We start from the raw sequence: 15,537 nt of genomic DNA, 5'->3' as shown, positions 1-15,537 counted from the left end.
AGGTCGTCTTCGACCACATCGACCGCTACGGCGAAACATCGGCGAGGCGCCTGTTCAGCCACCAACTGGTCGACCAGGCGCAGCGCCTTTCAGGCACGCACCACCTGATCCTCGGACACACCCCCGGGGGCAGGCGTGAGCGGCAGCGAGGTGTCTGGGGTCGACCTGGCCCGCGTTGCGCCGCCGGCCGGGAGGGAGGAGGCGCGGAGGAACGGCGGCGGCCAGACGCCAAAGTCGAAGGCGCAGCCGGCACTGCCTCCGTATGAACCCTGGGTACCCGTCCGCAGAATGGGATTGGAAGCCCTCACAAACTGAGAAAACACGCTGCTAGATTCACCCACCATGCGATCACGTGACTACGACCTCGACTTCCGCGACAGGGCCGGGCGGATACGCGCCTGGGGCATAGGCCTGTTGGTTGTGGCGGCGCTGCAGTGGGCATGGTGTGCTCTGCTGCTGCTCACGCCATACTCGGTCGATCGCGAGCCAGACGACCAGTACCCCGCGGAGTGCGAGTCACGGTTGCTGACCGAACGGGGTACCGCCAACAACGGCCTGCAAAGCAGTGATTGGTGTCAGAACGAACGCGACTGGCCTGAAGCCCTGGCTGTGCTCGGGCTGTCCTTGCCGGTGTCGGTCGCTGGTGTGGCGCTCTTCACCAGCGGCAGTTTGAGCATCCGGATGAGCGCCCACGCAGAGGCGATGCGCGAACTGGACAAGCGCGCCGACGTACGGAACGTCTAGCCCGCGCGCAAGGCCCAGATCGCATGAGGGGCTGGGCCGACCGCAAGGCCGATGGGTGGATGGCCGTCATGGCAGCCCAGAGGCACACCCTCCGGTGATCGCCGGGGTGGACGAGCGCTACGTCAGGGGCATGGCTCAGCTCATCCTGATCCTTCCGCCCGGACCGCCGACCCCCACCCCGCTCGATGTGCAGCGGGCCGTCGCGTCCCGCCACCCGGCCGCGCTTCCCGCGGCCAGCGTCCCGCGCTGGAGCACCGCCAGCCGCCTGGCCCTGCCCGGCCCACGCCGGTAGGACCAGCCCGACCCCGACCGGAGACACCGGCAACGGCACTGGCGGTGCAAGGCTCTGGAGAACCCGGGCCGGATCAGCGGCACGAAATGGGACCGCGAAGCGGCGGCGTTCACCAAGCTGTTCAAGTGGGGGAAGGTACACCCGCTTCCGGTGGACATCTCCCGGCATGAGGATCGGGCGGCAGACTCGGTGAGCGCGCGGGTGTCGTGGCTGACGCCGCGGACCTGGGGCCTGTGGTCCGACATCGGGCTACGCGGCCACACCCGCGCCGGGGTCGCGGCTGTGGAGTGGGAGTCGCGCACGGAGCGCGGCCAAGCGCCAGTACTTCCAGACCTGCGCCTCCAACTCGCCTGATTCTCCGCAGAGGACTCGCTCGAACGGCTTCCCCGCCGCGCCTCGCACACCGCTCCTGCCTAGCCTCAACGCCCAGGACGTCCCGCCCCCCACGTCCCTGTCGGCCCCGCGCCCCACGCCAACCGCGCCCGGCCGATCAGACGGCAGCGGCCTGCAGATCTGCGGCCGTCAGCAGCGACAACAGTCCGATGCCCTCGGCCGCGAGGGCATCGGCACCGCCTTGCTCACGGTCGATCACGCACAGAGCCTCCTGCACCTGAGCCCCCAGACCCCGCAGGTCCGCGGTCGACAGCACGATCTGTCCACCACTGGTGACCACATCCTCAACGACCAGCACCCGACGGCCTTCGACGTCGGCGCCCTCGGCGAGACGGCAGGTGCCATACGGTTTGGCCTGCTTGCGCACGAAAGCGCAGGGGAGCCCCGTGTGTCGGCCGAGTGCGGTCACCACCGGGATGCCGCCCATCTCCAGGCCGGCCAGGACCTCGGTGCCCGGCGGCACCAGCGGAGCCATCTCCCGGGCGATCTCGTCCAGCAGGACCGGGTCGCCCTCGAACCGGTACTTGTCGAAGTACTCCGTGGCAGTACGGCCGGACCGAAGCGTGAATTGCCCGGTCAGATGGGAAGCAGCATGGATACGGCGAGCAAGATCAGAGTGAGTCACAGGCAGCCAGTCTCCCAGCAACCCCTCCCGGCCAAGACACCGGCTCTCTCCACGACACCGTGAACACGAAGCCGACACCGTGAACACCAAGAACCCCTGCGCCCTGCGGCCGCAGGGGCATTTCACGCCCGCACGTCATCAACGACAGTGTCGCCGTCATGCTCATCCAGCGCGTCGCGCAACAAGGGGCTCGCGGTCCAGGTCGGGGAGCTGAAGAACTAGCAGGTGCCCCAGTAGATGAGGCTCGACCCAGGCGAGGAGGGAGGGTCGCCCGTCGGAGACACGAGCGCTGTACGGCGGCCCACCGAATGTGTGTGACTAGGCACGGAAGTTGGCCAAGATGAGCACCGCAGGCTCGCCTTGGGCCTCAAGGTAGACAACCCCTATCAGGCCCTCACCCCGGCGCTTGGCTCAGTAGCCGTGGGTGATCACCTTTTCCTGCATCAGCCTTTCCAGCTCCGTGTTCGACAGCGGGTGCAGCGTGTTCAGGAGGCGGCGCAGGCCGGGTTCGTCGAGGGACTGGCTGGTGACCTCAACCTCCGCGTCGTGGTGGCGGCGGGTGAGGGTGATGTCGCGGGTGCCGCCGGGGAGGCGGCGGATCATACGCATTTCGCCGTGCACGTCCACCGTGCAGGTCACGCTCTTGTCCACGAGCTTTGGGCATCGTGGTGTCTGCGTGAGCGATGGACGCATCACGAGGCCCGCGTACCCCAACTCGTATCCCTCCCGGACAGGGTGGTATTCGACGCTGAAGTAGGCGGGCCCGACCACGGCACGGGATATCCGCATTCCAGGCGGCACAGCGCCCAGATAGAGCAGTTCCGGATGCTCCCGGTAGCGCGCGATCTCCGCCGCGTGTCGGCGCTGCTGTGCCTGCCCCGGGCCGATGGAGCTCCCGTAGACCACGCCGGCCGCGAGCACTGCCACCGCCCCGAGCCGTACCCACCGGCTTGGCACGAAGAACGCCGCGGCGACGGCGTACGGCACCCCCGTCAGCGCGACCCGGGTGCCGGCACTGCCCAGGTCTACGTCCCCGCCGTAGGCGGCCAGGCCTGCCAGGACGCCGAGCGTGCCGAGGGCGAAGACCACGGCAGCCCAGCCGAGCCGTCGGCGCACCGAGCCACACAGCGGCACCACGGTCCTCGCCGGCATGCCCGCCATGGCCAGCAGGCCCACCATCAGCGGCACACCCATGGCCAGGACCGGCACCGCCGCCCCGGCACCGCCGCCCCAGGCCGTCACCACCAACTCGAAGCCGAGCACAGGCCCCGCGGCCGCCATCGTCGCCCAGACCAGAAAGAGATGAAGGGCCGTCAGCGCCCCTCTGCCACTTGTCATGCCGCGGAGCCTGCCAGCCCGCCTCCTGACGCACATGAGTTCTCCTACTCAGTACGTCCTCTCCCATCCTCCACGGGAAAGCGCACGTCCGCCCTCGCCGAACCGAAGCTGGAAATGATCACTGCTGAAGGAGCACTGACAGTCCGTGAATTGATTCGGGTGCCTGTCGTGGCCAGGAGCTTATGCTTCTCAGCCATGCCTACCAACGCAGAGATAGTCGGCCTGGCCCTGGACCGGATCACGGCCGGATACGTCTTCCCCCAGCGAGCCGTGGAGATCAACGGCGCAATCCGGAGCCGGCTCGCCGCTGGGGCGTACAACACGCTGAGCGGCCCCGCACTCTGCGCGGCCGTGACCGCCCACCTGCAGGAGGTCTGCCCGGACAAGCATCTGAGGCTGCTCTGGCAGGATGAGCCCCAGTCCACGGATCCGGCGGACGAGGATGAAGGCCGGGCAGCCTTCCTCGCAATGCTAAGGGCCGAGAACCAGGGCGTCCGTCGCTTCGAGCACCTCGAGGGCAACATCGGCCATCTCGACATCCGGCGGATCGCCGACGCCGGCGAGGGTGCCCGCGCGATCGGTGCGGCCATGGAACTGGCCGCCCACACCAGTGCGCTCATCCTCGATCTGCGTGAGTGCCGCGGTGGCTCACCCGAGGGCGCCGCCATGTGGTGCAGCTACTTCTTTCCTGACGACCAGGTGCACCTCAACGACGTCTACGAGCGCTCCACCGGCTCCACCCGCCAGTACTGGACCGCCTCGCATCTGCCCGCGCCGCGCTACCTCGAGCGCCCGGTGTACGTACTCACCAGTGCCATCACCTTCTCGGGCGGGGAGGACGTGGCGTACACCCTGCAGGCGCACGGGCGAGCTGTTCTCGTTGGCGAAACGACCCACGGTGGTGCTCACCCGACCGCCCGGCACACGGTGACGGAACACATCACCGTCACCGTGCCGACCGCCCGGACGATCAGCACCGTCACCGGGACCAACTGGGAGGGCGTGGGCGTTGTGCCCGACCTAGCCGCCACCTCAGAGCAGGCGCTCGCGACGGCACACAAAGACGCACTGCGACGCGGAGCGTAGCCGACCGGAGGATGCGGCCACCGCAGCGGCCCTTCGACCCGATCAACGCGAGGGCAAGAACCGGGCTGGTCGGGCGTCGGCGTACTTGCCGATGCCGCTGACGTCGGCTCTCCTCACGGCCGCGAGCTCTCCGTGACCGTGAGTAGGACGCTCGTCGTGGGTCGGATGCTGCCCGCCATATCGGCGGGGTTCAGCTGGAGAGCGATGTCGACGACCTCTTCCTGCCCGTCCAGCGCCTCGCGCTGCTTGTCGATGAGGACGGCGGGCGCCTGGATTTGAGCAACATTCCCACACAGCCCGAGACTCGACGGGGCGGCACCGACGTCACCAAGCTCGAACCGTCCGTCGTCGAGGTTGCGCTGCCCCTCCGTCACGATCTTGTTCTCCCGCAGATACGCCTGCATCGCCTGCGAGGTGCTGCGGAACGCCACAGCCAGCCGGACACCTCCGGCCGCCGCCGCAGAGTGCGTGACGTAGTGGACATTTTCGGCACCAGCGGGGAGAGCAAGGCGTATGACATCGAGCTCCTGCTGCAACGGAACATCGCTCCCTTCGCAGGCCCGCGCGTCACCGAACGGATGCCCCTCGTCCATGAATCCCAGCCAAAGGCCCACGCCCAACGCCGCCAGGACGCACCCGCCCCCGGCCACCCACCACAGCCCACGCATAGGCTCCCCCTTCTATATTCCGGACCGTTCACCGCACCGAAGCGGTTCGCCCACCAGCCCATGGAAGATCGCGCATGCCGATCTCAGCTGACGTTCACCCGACCGTGGCCGCTCACTCAAACCGATGCTCAACACGATCTATAGGGCAACGCGTTCGGAGACCACACCAGAGATCTGACTCAGGTCACTAGCGGGTCAGCGTCTCGAAGCCGACATCGCCGCAGTACTGCACGACGCGCCCCTCCGCCTCGGAGTCACGGTTGTTCATCGCTGCCACCGTCGCCTCCGCCAAGGTGCGGCCTCCGCCAACGGGCTCATCCCGGAGCGGTCGCATCGCGAGGAAGGCGTCCTGAGCGACCGCCCCGACATCGTCGTACCCTGACTTCGGAGTGTCCGTGCCCGCCGCGTTCCGCGCCTTCTGCCACGCCCCCAGCTGCGTGCAGTAGTTCTCCCGCTGCGCGGTCAGCCGCTCCGCGTCCCTGCCCTCGGACGAGGAACACCCCGCCGCCACCGCCACCAGGGCGAGGACCGGGACTACCGCCTTAAGCACTCGCACCACGTTGCCCCCCGGCTGAAACTGCGTCCACTCGACCCTGCCACCTGCAACCCCCGCAGCAGAATACCCGCGCCGGATACCCTGCCCCCGCTCGCTCCCCAATGAGCCGACCCGAGGCCACCGAGAACACATCAAACCCGGGCGTAGCCACCACCCGAAGAGACCTATTGATCCGAAACGGTAGGGGTTCCGGGGCGTTGACCCCTGCGTGAGTGAACTGGTGAAGGACGCACGGCAGTTGTCGCCGTTGGCGCAGGAGGCCCTTCGGCTGCGGGCGGTGGCTGCCTTGGTGGCGGGCCGAACCCGCGAGGACGTCGCAGTGGTGTTCCAGGTCTCGCTCAAGGCGGTGGACAACTGGTGGGGGAAGTGGCTGGCGGGCGGGCGCGAGGCGTTGGTGGCCCGGCCGCGCGGACGCCGGGTCGGCGAACATCAGGTTCTCGATGGGGTCGAGCCGCAGGCGATCCGGCAGGCCGTGCTGGATCATCGTCCCTGTGATCTGGGGCTGGCTGGGCAGCTGTGGACCCGCGCCGGGGTTGGGAATCTGATCGCGAAGCTGTACCGGGTGCGGCTGACCGAGCAGGGCGTGGGCAATTACCTGCGCCGGTGGGGGCTGTCGTTCCAGCGTCCGGATAAGCGGGCCGTGGAGCAGGACGAGGAAGCGGTCGGCGTCTGGCAAGAGGAGACCTGGCCGGCAATCCGGGCCAGGGCGAAGGCCGAGGGAGGTGAGGTGCTCTTCGCCGACCAGGTCGGCATCCGCTCTGACCAGGTCACCGGCCGCACCTGGGGTGCCAAAGGGTGCACCCCGGTCGTCCGCCGCACGGGCAACCGGTTCTCAGTCAATGCGATGTCCGCGATCAGCACGAAGGACCGGATGCACTTCATGGGGTTCCCCGAGACCTTCGACGCCGATGTCATGTGCCGCTTCCTGGACCGGATCGCGGGCCACTTTGACCATAAGGTGCACCTCGTCGTGGACGGCCACTCCGCGCACCGTTCCCGCAAGGTCCGCGCCTGGCTGGCCGATCACCCGGACCGCATCGAACTGCACCTCCTGCCGTCGTACTCGCCGGAGCTGAACCCTGACGAGCTGGTCAACGCCGACCTCAAACGGAGCCTTCCGATGCACAGCCGGGCCCGCGACCAGGCCCAACTCGCCGCCGAGAACCGCAGGTTCTTCCACCGCCGCCAACGCCAGCCACACATCATCCGCGGCTACTTCGGCGGCCCGCACGTCCGCTACATCCTCGAAGAGAACTGTGGTCGGGTAGCCGGAGACCATTGCTGATCCCCGGCCCCCTCAGAACCGGACATGCGAGCTTTCCCCGCATCCGGCTCAAGCAAGCCCCATGGGCTTCGCAGGTCAGCAGGGTTATGTGGTCCTTTTGCCGTCGCCAGCGTGATGCTGGCGGTGGCATTCGGAGTGCACGAGGCGAAGGTTGTTCCGCTCGTCCGTGCCGCCGTCTCGCCGGTAGGTGAAGTGATGCTTGTGGAGCATCTTCTTCGAGGCCGCGAACCAGTTGATCCACTCGCGTGGACTGTCCGGTTCGTACTCGGCTCCGACGATCAGCGCCTACTTGCAGAGAGGACAGAGCCCCTGCTGCCGGACCGCCAGGAGAAGACTCGTCTTGTCCATCGGCGGTGGCGCTTTCCTGCGGCGGCGGTCCCGCCAGTACTCGGTCAGAGCGGGATCGTCCGGGGACGCTCCGCCCTTGACGAGCTGGTGGCGGACGATGCCGGTCCAGGCGAACTTGATGAGGAAGGTGCCGCTGTCGCGGTCGCCGAACACCCACCGGTCTCGCCGGGATGGGTGGAACCTGCCGAAGGCGGGTCGAGTGGGCGGTTCTGCCACTCGGCCATGCCCTCGAGGACCTTGTCGGTGATGGTCGAGATGGTCTGGCGGGAGACGTCGGTGCCGTAGACCTCGGCCAGATGTGCCTGGACCTCGCCGGTCGTCAGGCCCTTCGCGGCGAGCGAGATGACCATCTCGTCGACGCCGGTCAGGCGCCGCTGCCGCTTCTTCACGATCTTCGGCTCGAACGACCCGTCCCGGTCGCGGGGCACGGCGATCTCGACGGGCCCGACCTCGGTCAGCACGGTCTTGGAGCGGGTTCCGTTGCGGGAGTTGCCGCCGTTCTTGCCCGCCGGATCGTGCCGGTCATAGCCGAGGTGATCGGTGACCTCGCCCTCCAGAGCCGACTCCAGAAGTCGTTTCGTGAGCTGCTGCAGCAGACCTCCCTCGCCGGTCAGCTGCAGCCCTTCGGCTTGAGCGCGGCCCACCAACTCCTCGATCAGCTGGTCATCCACTGCTTTCGCCGACTGCGGGGAAGCCACCTCTGAACTCTCGTTCTCAGACGTGTTGTTACTGGTCATCAGTGCATCCTCCATGATCAGGAGTTACACCGTTCTTTTTTACAGTCCCCGTCATGGCTGTAGGGTCCGCTCCAGACCTCCGGGGCGGACCGGCTGCCGGAACGTCCTGCAGGACGTACGGAAGGACCTCCCCGCGGCAGGAGAATCCGATGGCGCCGGCGCTGCGTGCGATCGACCAGAATATCGAGTGGAACGTAACTCTCCCTCGGATAGAGCGTTGAACCCTGCGGTGCCGCTCTTCGTACTGCGACGGTGCCCGGCCGAGAGCCGCCGCGCTGCCCGCGCGTCGGAGGACAGGTAGGTCCTAGCCACGACGGTGGCATCGCAGTCCCGTAGGGCCTCGTGGCCTGGCGCCGTACGCGGGCAGCGGCACAAGAAGAGGTCTGCCATGTCCACACACCCGCGTAAGCAACCCCAACGCCGCACCGGGCAACCCCGCATCCCGGTCCCGGAGCAAGCGGTGCAAGCCCTACGCGACGCACTCCCGCCCACCATCAATGCCCGCACCACTCCACCGCGCGCCGCCAACCTGCCCGAGACAGTCCCGCCCCAGCTCCTGGCCATGGTCCAAGAGCTTTCCCGTCACGCACATACGCACTGGACCCGCGCACTGCAGGCCGGCAACCGGTACGGCGAGTGGCATAAGGAATGGCAGCGCCTGGTCCTTTACGCGCTGACCGACGCGCTGGTCTACAACTACCTGGCTGTGGGAACCATCGCCGCCTACCTGCAGCAGCACGGCATCGACGAAGACCTGCTCATCCGCCACACGCAGGGCACCCAGCCCGACCGATTCGTCACGCAGGACGCTCTCGACCACCTAGCCGGTCTGCTCGAACCAGCCCCGGACCAGGAAGCCGGTGAGCCAGCCTGGACGCATATCGGCCGTCAGATCGCGTACCGCGCACTGCAACAGCCGTAGGAACCTGACGCCCGTACGGGCCCACGGGAGCTGTGGACCGCGCATACCGGAGGTGAACGTGCGCCGATGGACCAGCACCGTGGGCGCGTGGGCAGCGGACGCAGGGCCTGGACGCCGCATGGACCTTGACCAGCGTCCCCTCCTCGAACATTGCCGTCACTACGGCCTGCGTTACTCGGGGAGTCATGCTGAACCGGGCAGCCAGCTCGGTGAGTGTTCGGTGCTGTGTGCGGCATGCCTGCTCGCATGTCGAGGGCTTCGAGGTCGGCCCGGAGTTGTGGGGTGAGTTCGTCGGCACGCCGCCGGGTGCTGGGCGAGGAACATGCCCATCGCCAATGGCACGCCGCCGGACACTGCACCGATCGCGACTCGCCCAGCCTCTTCCACGGGCACCAACTCAGCATGTTTCCTGGGTACGTTCAGGTACCCTTCACGCTCGTGGAAGCGGCGAGCGGCCGCCAGGTTGAGCATCCACTTGTCGTCCTGGGTCCGGCGTACCGGTCGCTCGTCCTCCCCAGTGAGTAGGGATCTGTTTCTCCGTGGAGTTAGGCCAGGACTGCGGCGGCGAGTCGGTGCAGGGCTGCGGGGAAGACCTGGCCTACAACAGACCTCAGCGCTGAGCCCCTGACCTCTCGTCCCGTCTGCTCGCCCATGCCCTCACCCGCTCGATCGTCTCATCCGGCGTAGGCATCGCCGAGTACACGACGAACTCCGCGTAGCTCGGGTCGTCGATGGGCAGCGGTGGCAGTGGATGCTCGCGCAGCCTGGCCACCGTATATCCGGCGGCCAGCAGGTCACGGGACTTCTCGATGTCGAGGTCGGCCTTGTCCGAGTGCCAGTAGCAGCCGTCGTACTCGATGGCGAGCTTCTGCGCCCCGGCCGTTTCGACCGTGATGTCGACGAGCCAGTTCGCGCGGCGGGCGAATGCCTCGTGCCGCACCGACTGGCCGGACGATGCCCGGCCGAATGCGCGCTCTGCGGCGGCCCAATGGTCAAGCTCTATACGGGACTTGCCGTGCTCCCGGCACTCGGGACAGCCGCTGCCGTTCGCCCGTGAGGACAGGGCCGCCTGCCATGCGTGATCCGGGTTCGCGGAGCAGATCCAGGCAGGTGTGAACAAGGTCTGGCCGGTCGGTCGCACCTGCCACGCGGACAGCGGATTGGCCGGCGACCACTCCGCCGCCAGCTCGGGGAAATGGTAGGCGAGTGAGTCGAGGATCGTGCGGCACTCCGGGCAGCGTAGGCGCTGACCCTGCTCCCGACGGGCCGGTGTCTCCTGCCACTCGTGTCCACAGTCCGGATTTCGCCACCACATGAGCTTGCGGGAGCCAGGCGACACCTTCGACAGCTCGGTCTTCCCGTTCTTGGTCGGGTGCCACTGTGCGGCGATCTCGACGTTGAGCCCGAAGGCCTTTGGGCTGATTTCGACCGCCTCGATGCGATCCGCCAGGGTGTCCTGCCCGCGGCAGGACGGGCAGCCGTTACGCAGATACGTGTGCGGCGACAGGCGGGGGTGGTGCCCTCGTGGGCAGCGGAACTGGCGCTGCGGCCCGTAGTCCGCGACCATCACGGTGCGGGGGTCTTCGTCGTCGTCCCAGGCAGCGAGCAGCTCGGGCACGTCCGCGACCGGCGTCACCTGATAGCGCGCGTACTCCGCTTCCCACTCAGCGCGTCGCTTCGGTTCGCACTCAGGGCACTCACGCATATTGACCATGTCGAGGATGCGCTTCGTGAACCGCAGGTCGCAGTCGGGGCAGCGCCAGGCCGCCTCCCGGCGGGCCTTGACAGTGACGGTCTCCCAGGTGGCTACGTCGTTCTGCTCGTGGTCCCACCAGTCGAGGACGGGCAGTTCACTGTCCTTGAGGAGATCGCGCTGCTTGGACCCGGCGGGCTTGCTCGTCTGCCGTTCACGCCGGGGGTTGGTCTGGCACTGGCAGCCGAACGCGATGTCCCCTAGCCGTGCCGCGCTCAAGTGGCCGCAGTACCGGCACCGGACATGGTGCGGGTCGTCGGAGAAGGACGGGGTGGTCAGCGCGCTGAGGTAGTCGTATCCGTTCCTCTCGGCGTGCTCTCGCGCTTTGGCCTCCGCAACCGGACTCAGGTCCGCGTACGCGCCCATGGCCTGCCGAGCCTCCTGCGCCCACTGCCTCCAGTAGCAGGCTCGACACGTCGCCTCCCCATACGCGTTCTTTTCCAGGGTGTACTCGAAGCGATAGTGCGCCTCACAGCCGCATGCCAGGCACCGGGTCAGGCGCCACGCTTTAGGTTTCGTGAAGGGCTCCAGCGGTTCCAGGCCGCCTTGGCGCAGCATCTTCGTGATGTGGGCGTCGCACCAGGTGCTCTTCGTGCGTGTGGAGAACGCGGCAGGCTGCCCGCAGCCTGGCTCGGAACACAGTTGGGTCATCTTAGGAGGCGACATGGAACTCATGTGCGGATTTTCGCAGGTGTGCGGCGTCGGCGGTATGAAATGAGCGTTCCTTCCTTGCTGATACTTCAGTGGTCTGTCGCCGCCCGGGTCTGCTGAGCGGGAAGATCCGAAACGACGGCGGCGAGACCGCCGATCCGTTTCACTGAGCTCACCGTTTGAATCCACTGGCGTCGGTGGGGGCGAGGCGGCCCAGCGGGGCTTGCCCTCTACCGTCAGAGGCGTACCCCGCCGGGCGCTGGGCCCACCCCGGAAGGTTCCCAAGGGCTACGGCGGGTGAGGAGCGGGTTGTCTCCGAGACGGCCCGTTGCCGCGAACGGGTGGGCGGCGGGGCCGAGTTGTCAGTGGAGAGTGGAAGAGTGAGACGCCATCCGCTTTCCGAACGTGATCGTTTAGTTCGGGTGGGTGGGCATGAACTCCGGTTGGTGGCGGGAGAGATGGGCGTGGTTCGTCCGCTCATCTGGTTCGTGGAGGTCGCTGGTGGCGTCGGTGTTCGGTCTGCTGGAGGCCAGGGAGAAGAGGGTCCGGGAGGAGATGACGCGGTTGTGGGAGGAGGCCGAGCGGGTGCAGGCCGCGCTCGGTGAGGCGGAACGCGCGCTTCGGCGGCTGGTGGATGCCCGGGTGACAGTGACCGAGGTGCTGGCCGGGCCGCCTTCGGTGGTCAAGGAGCGAGCCGACGGGAAGCGCGGTGGCGGGTTCGACGGTGCCCAAGTGCGAGACGGGCATGGCGGCGACAACCTACCCTCGCGCCGGACTACCAGCGGATCTTGTCGGTGCTGGAGTCTGATGCGGGCCGGGAGGGCATGCGCTGCCAGCAACTGGCCGTCGCGCTGGGACTGGAGGCCATCCCGGCAAAGGTCGAGGGGCTGCGATCGAAGGCGAAACGCCTGGTGGAGCGTGGGTGGCACTCCAGGTGCGGCCAGGAGTGTTCACCGCTCTCGTGGTGTCGGCCGTCTGAAGCCGGCCGGGTGGAGTCCGGCTAGGCGACCGCTCACGAGCATGGTCATCGACCACAGCACCATGGCATGGCCGGCAGCGTCTCGTAGTCGCGCACCAGGCGACGCGAGCGCATCAGCCAGCTCAGCGTCCTTTCCACCACTGACCTGCGCGGCAGTACAACGAACCCCGCTGTGTCACTGGCAGGTGTCCCTGGCTGCTCTGCTCATGTGTGCCCGGACCCTGGGGCGCATGAGTGAGAACACCTACCCGACCGCCATCAAGGCGGCGTCCGCCCGGGGATGGCGCCGAGTTGAACCGGTCCCTCTTGGTCGGCCGGAGCAGCCCACGAAGCTTCTTGCCTATCTTGCTTCCGTCGACAGTGCCCCAGCGCGGGCCATCCTGCCGTCCCACATCGTCGAAAGCCTTACGGCCGCGTCAGTGGCATAGCCGCACCGGCTCGTGAACGTGAGGCGCCTTCCCGCTCAACCTGTTGCTCCGCTGTCGCGGTGGATTGCAAGCTCCGTGGCGGTCAGGCCTGCGGTTGAACCGTCTTGAGCATCTGCAGGGCGACACGGATTTCTTCGACCGCGCGGGCGCGGTCGTCATCCATCTCGTGAAAGTGCATCGTCTTGTTGCGGATGGTTCTGACTTGGTCCAAGCGCTCGGTGAAGCGCGTCTGAGGGAACTGCCAGCCCGTTGCCTCCCACACATCGGAACGGTTCAACAACTGCAAGTAGTCGCTGAAGTTCATCCCCTTCGTGGCGAGTTTCTGGATCTTGGTCGGGTCGCCCGGCAGGCCGTACTCGCCGGTTGTCTCCTTGATCCGGCGCAGGGCGAGGACAAGAGCGCGGCGCAGCCGGCGCTCCAGTTCCTCTAGGAGTGCGTAGGGACGCAGTTCCTGCTCGAATCGGTGGGCTAGATCGTGCCCTGTCACGATGCCCGACAGGGTTCCGTCCGGGTTTACGACGAACACGCAGCCGTGGTCCGCGACGTTGACCAGGCAGTCCACCAGAGGGTCGTCAGTGCGTACTGACCGGACCTTCAGGACGGCAGCATCCTTGACGAGCGCGTTCGCGGGGCGGTTCGTCGCGCCGATTTCCCGCCAGGTGATGGAGCCGCGCAGGTGACCGTCATCGTCGAGCACGGGTAGCTGATCGAAGGAGTGCTCGGACATGAGCTCTATGGCGAGGTTCAGTGGGTCGGACAGACGGACCGACTTCAGGTGACTGCGGGCCGAGGGAAGCCGTCCCACCGTCACCACCACCGGGACTGTCCGCGGAGCCTGCTGCTCGTCTTCGTCCCCCTCCTCCTCAGCGCCGGTTGCCGTCTCAGCGTCGGTTGCTGTGTCCTCGTCGGGAACGTCGAGGAGTTCAGGTCCTGGATCGTCAGGTTCTACGGTTTCGAGTTCGAGGGCGCCCGTCTCTTGCCCCAAGAGCTGCCGCTCGGCTTCCGGGGCCTGCCCGATGGGGATGACACGGATGGTGTGGTCGATCGGGACCTCAGTAAACGGCGGGACGGTCGAAAGGCCGAACTCAGCCAGATCACGCCGGATGGTCGCGATGGCCTTGGACGAGCGGCTCACGACGTCCCAGATGCTTAGGAAGTCGCGTACGGCAAGTTCTATGGGGCGGCCCTTTGCTGCTTCAGCCACCTCCTCGGCCAGGGCGGCCGGGCCTTCCAGGAGCCTCAAGTGCTTGGGGGCGTCGGGGTTTCCCGGGTCAGGGCTGCCATCGGCAAGGGCAGCGAGTCGGGACGCTGCGTCGAGACGGCGCAGCTCGCTCACAGTGAGGAGGGAGCCGAGTGTGGCACGCAGGTCCGCACGAAATTCGGAGCGTGGCACATCGGTACGACTCCAGGTGACGGTGCGTACGTGGCGCAGCCCGGGTGGCGAGTCCGCCCGGTACTGGTAGTCGCCGGTGAGGTACCCGATCGCAACGCTGCCGGCCTTCAGCGGGAGCACGATGATGTCGCCAGGAGTTAGTACGGAACGAAATCGCCACAATTGGCCTTGCCAGTTGCTCAGGACTCGCGGGTTTTCGCGCGGGTAAGCCTTGTCGATCTCAGTGCGGAGGTCGTCCCAGGATGAGCAGAGGGTTAGGTCACCGACCTCGGGCCAGCCAGCGATAGTTAGACCTTCGCTGAGTGAGGCGTCCTCGCGTTCGCCGTCGGCCCCGGCCCGGATCATCCATGCCTTCACCACGCAGCCCCCTCAGGCAGGTCACTGGCACACGTACTCGTCTGAGTCGCGAGCTTGGTCAGGGGGAGGGTACCCGGGCTGCGGATGCAGCCTGCACACCGGTCTCCTGGCGCACGCGAGCGGCGGGTCAGCGCGCCGGCAAAGGTTCCTTGTCTCTGTCGGCAGCGGTCCAGCGATGACCGTCTTGAACCGTTCTGGCTTTTCTGCCGCTCCGTTGTGAGCTAGCAGAGAGGATGGGCACCGTGCCCAAGAAGATTGACTCGACGCTTCGTAGCCAGGCTGCGCTCGGAGAACAAGCGACAGCGTGAGGTCAACGAGGTCCTCAAGTCCGCGACGATTTTCCTCGCGGGGGAACTCGACCCCCGAAACCGCTGATCGTCGCTTTCGTCGACCAGAGGAAGGTGGTCGGTCATGCCGTCGAGTCGATCCTCATCGCCCTGCACACCGCAGGACTGAAGATCGCGGCACGAACTTTGCGAGCCTGGTGCGCCCCGGCTGGCCTGGCAAACGGGCTGGCGGCCCGGACCGTGAGTGACGCCCTGGTCGAAGACGCCGTCCGCTCGCTGGTCTTCACCACCAACGCGGCCGGCCAGCGTGTGCTGGCTCCGGAGGGACTCTATGGGCGGCGCAAGATGCTGGCTCTCATCCGCCGCACTGCGCTGCCCCATGCCGGTTCGGGGCCGTCGACGGGCCATGCGTTCGCTCGGCCTGGCCAGCGTCGTGTGCGGGAAGAGACCCAGAACTACCGTCTCCAACCCGGCCGATACTCGGGCGGCGGACCTGTTGAACAGGGACTTCACCGCACCCGCCCCGGACCAGGAGCGGCGGTCAGTGACGCGCGGACATCGGCGGTGACGGCGGCGATGTCGGCCGCGCGGGCCTCATCGCGCCGGGTTTTCTCCGCGCGGGCCTGGTCGTGCCGCCAGGCGAAACATCGAGCGCACCCGGCGGGAGTTCCTGGACCCGGTGGAGCCGGGCGACC

Annotated in this window: 12 protein-coding genes and 3 pseudogenes; 6 read left to right on the top strand and 9 right to left on the bottom strand. The window is 67.3% G+C overall.

Going from position 1 to position 15,537, the window contains the following annotated elements; translation table 11 throughout:
• Positions 1 to 342: 342 nt before the first annotated feature.
• The 3 genes and pseudogenes from OG574_RS48960 to OG574_RS48950 all read left to right on the top strand — a co-directional run.
• Positions 343 to 744 carry a hypothetical protein gene (locus OG574_RS48960; protein ID WP_326778877.1) on the top strand — a complete coding sequence of 134 codons (402 nt, stop codon included), beginning with the start codon at positions 343 to 345 and terminating at the stop codon, positions 742 to 744.
• Between the two features lie 130 nt (positions 745 to 874).
• Positions 875 to 1,036: a hypothetical protein gene (locus tag OG574_RS48955; protein ID WP_326779483.1), complete on the top strand. Its 162-nt coding sequence runs from the start codon at positions 875 to 877 to the stop codon at positions 1,034 to 1,036.
• A gap of 33 nt (positions 1,037 to 1,069) precedes the next feature.
• A pseudogene (locus tag OG574_RS48950) lies at positions 1,070 to 1,342 on the top strand (integrase); the annotation flags it as partial.
• Positions 1,343 to 1,526: 184 nt separating this feature from the next.
• On the opposite strand, the gene pyrE reads toward OG574_RS48950, so the two are convergent.
• Entirely contained in the window at positions 1,527 to 2,054 is a 528-nt protein-coding gene (gene pyrE / locus OG574_RS48945; RefSeq protein WP_326779442.1) for an orotate phosphoribosyltransferase, read from the bottom strand.
• Positions 2,055 to 2,465: 411 nt separating this feature from the next.
• Positions 2,466 to 3,392: a hypothetical protein gene (locus tag OG574_RS48940; RefSeq protein WP_326778876.1), complete on the bottom strand. Its 927-nt coding sequence runs from the start codon at positions 3,390 to 3,392 to the stop codon at positions 2,466 to 2,468.
• A 195-nt stretch (positions 3,393 to 3,587) separates the two neighbouring features.
• Here OG574_RS48940 and OG574_RS48935 point away from each other — a divergent pair, with 195 nt between their 5' ends.
• Positions 3,588 to 4,478: a S41 family peptidase gene (locus OG574_RS48935; protein WP_326778875.1), complete on the top strand. Its 891-nt coding sequence runs from the start codon at positions 3,588 to 3,590 to the stop codon at positions 4,476 to 4,478.
• Positions 4,479 to 4,591: 113 nt separating this feature from the next.
• Here OG574_RS48935 and OG574_RS48930 read toward each other — a convergent pair whose 3' ends face one another.
• Positions 4,592 to 5,071: a hypothetical protein gene (locus tag OG574_RS48930; protein WP_326778874.1), complete on the bottom strand. Its 480-nt coding sequence runs from the start codon at positions 5,069 to 5,071 to the stop codon at positions 4,592 to 4,594.
• A gap of 262 nt (positions 5,072 to 5,333) precedes the next feature.
• Positions 5,334 to 5,696 (bottom strand): hypothetical protein, encoded by a 363-nt coding sequence (locus OG574_RS48925; protein WP_266569638.1) that lies wholly within the window; start codon positions 5,694 to 5,696, stop codon positions 5,334 to 5,336.
• A 214-nt stretch (positions 5,697 to 5,910) separates the two neighbouring features.
• Here OG574_RS48925 and OG574_RS48920 point away from each other — a divergent pair, with 214 nt between their 5' ends.
• Positions 5,911 to 6,987 (top strand): IS630 family transposase, encoded by a 1,077-nt coding sequence (locus OG574_RS48920; protein WP_326778873.1) that lies wholly within the window; start codon positions 5,911 to 5,913, stop codon positions 6,985 to 6,987.
• 84 nt (positions 6,988 to 7,071) lie between these two features.
• Here OG574_RS48920 and OG574_RS48915 read toward each other — a convergent pair whose 3' ends face one another.
• Positions 7,072 to 7,197, bottom strand: a complete 126-nt coding sequence (locus OG574_RS48915) for an HNH endonuclease (protein WP_326778872.1) — start codon at positions 7,195 to 7,197, stop codon at positions 7,072 to 7,074.
• A gap of 332 nt (positions 7,198 to 7,529) precedes the next feature.
• Positions 7,530 to 8,072, bottom strand: a pseudogene (locus OG574_RS48910) (transposase); the annotation flags it as partial.
• A gap of 388 nt (positions 8,073 to 8,460) precedes the next feature.
• Here OG574_RS48910 and OG574_RS48905 point away from each other — a divergent pair.
• Positions 8,461 to 8,994, top strand: coding sequence for a hypothetical protein (locus OG574_RS48905; RefSeq protein ID WP_326778871.1), 534 nt, complete (start codon positions 8,461 to 8,463; stop codon positions 8,992 to 8,994).
• 610 nt (positions 8,995 to 9,604) lie between these two features.
• Here the strand turns inward: OG574_RS48905 and OG574_RS48900 are convergent.
• The 3 genes and pseudogenes from OG574_RS48900 to OG574_RS48890 all read right to left on the bottom strand — a co-directional run bounded on the left by OG574_RS48900 (position 9,605) and on the right by OG574_RS48890 (position 14,558).
• The gene (locus tag OG574_RS48900; protein WP_326778870.1) at positions 9,605 to 11,113 is read right to left on the bottom strand and encodes a zinc-ribbon domain-containing protein; all 1,509 of its coding nucleotides are present in this window, start codon (positions 11,111 to 11,113) and stop codon (positions 9,605 to 9,607) included.
• 1,345 nt (positions 11,114 to 12,458) lie between these two features.
• Positions 12,459 to 12,545 (bottom strand): annotated as a pseudogene (locus OG574_RS52970) (IS5 family transposase); the annotation flags it as partial.
• A gap of 342 nt (positions 12,546 to 12,887) precedes the next feature.
• Positions 12,888 to 14,558, bottom strand: coding sequence for a CBS domain-containing protein (locus OG574_RS48890; RefSeq protein WP_326778869.1), 1,671 nt, complete (start codon positions 14,556 to 14,558; stop codon positions 12,888 to 12,890).
• Positions 14,559 to 15,537 lie beyond the last annotated feature (979 nt).

The organism is Streptomyces sp. NBC_01445 (genome assembly GCF_035918235.1).
In the GTDB taxonomy this organism is placed as follows: Bacteria; Actinomycetota; Actinomycetes; order Streptomycetales; family Streptomycetaceae; genus Streptomyces.
The sequence above is the reverse complement of the archived record's forward strand: the minus strand, read 5'-3'. Positions and strand labels throughout refer to the sequence as shown.

Coding starts and splice junctions, on each gene's coding strand:
- OG574_RS48960 (WP_326778877.1), top strand. CDS start 343: ATGCGATCACGTGACTACGACCTCGACTTCCGCGACAGGGCCGGGCGG.
- OG574_RS48955 (WP_326779483.1), top strand. CDS start 875: ATGGCTCAGCTCATCCTGATCCTTCCGCCCGGACCGCCGACCCCCACC.
- OG574_RS48940 (WP_326778876.1), bottom strand. CDS start 3,392: ATGACAAGTGGCAGAGGGGCGCTGACGGCCCTTCATCTCTTTCTGGTC.
- OG574_RS48935 (WP_326778875.1), top strand. CDS start 3,588: ATGCCTACCAACGCAGAGATAGTCGGCCTGGCCCTGGACCGGATCACG.
- OG574_RS48930 (WP_326778874.1), bottom strand. CDS start 5,071: ATGGACGAGGGGCATCCGTTCGGTGACGCGCGGGCCTGCGAAGGGAGC.
- OG574_RS48915 (WP_326778872.1), bottom strand. CDS start 7,197: ATGCTCCACAAGCATCACTTCACCTACCGGCGAGACGGCGGCACGGAC.
- OG574_RS48905 (WP_326778871.1), top strand. CDS start 8,461: ATGTCCACACACCCGCGTAAGCAACCCCAACGCCGCACCGGGCAACCC.
- OG574_RS48900 (WP_326778870.1), bottom strand. CDS start 11,113: ATGGGCGCGTACGCGGACCTGAGTCCGGTTGCGGAGGCCAAAGCGCGA.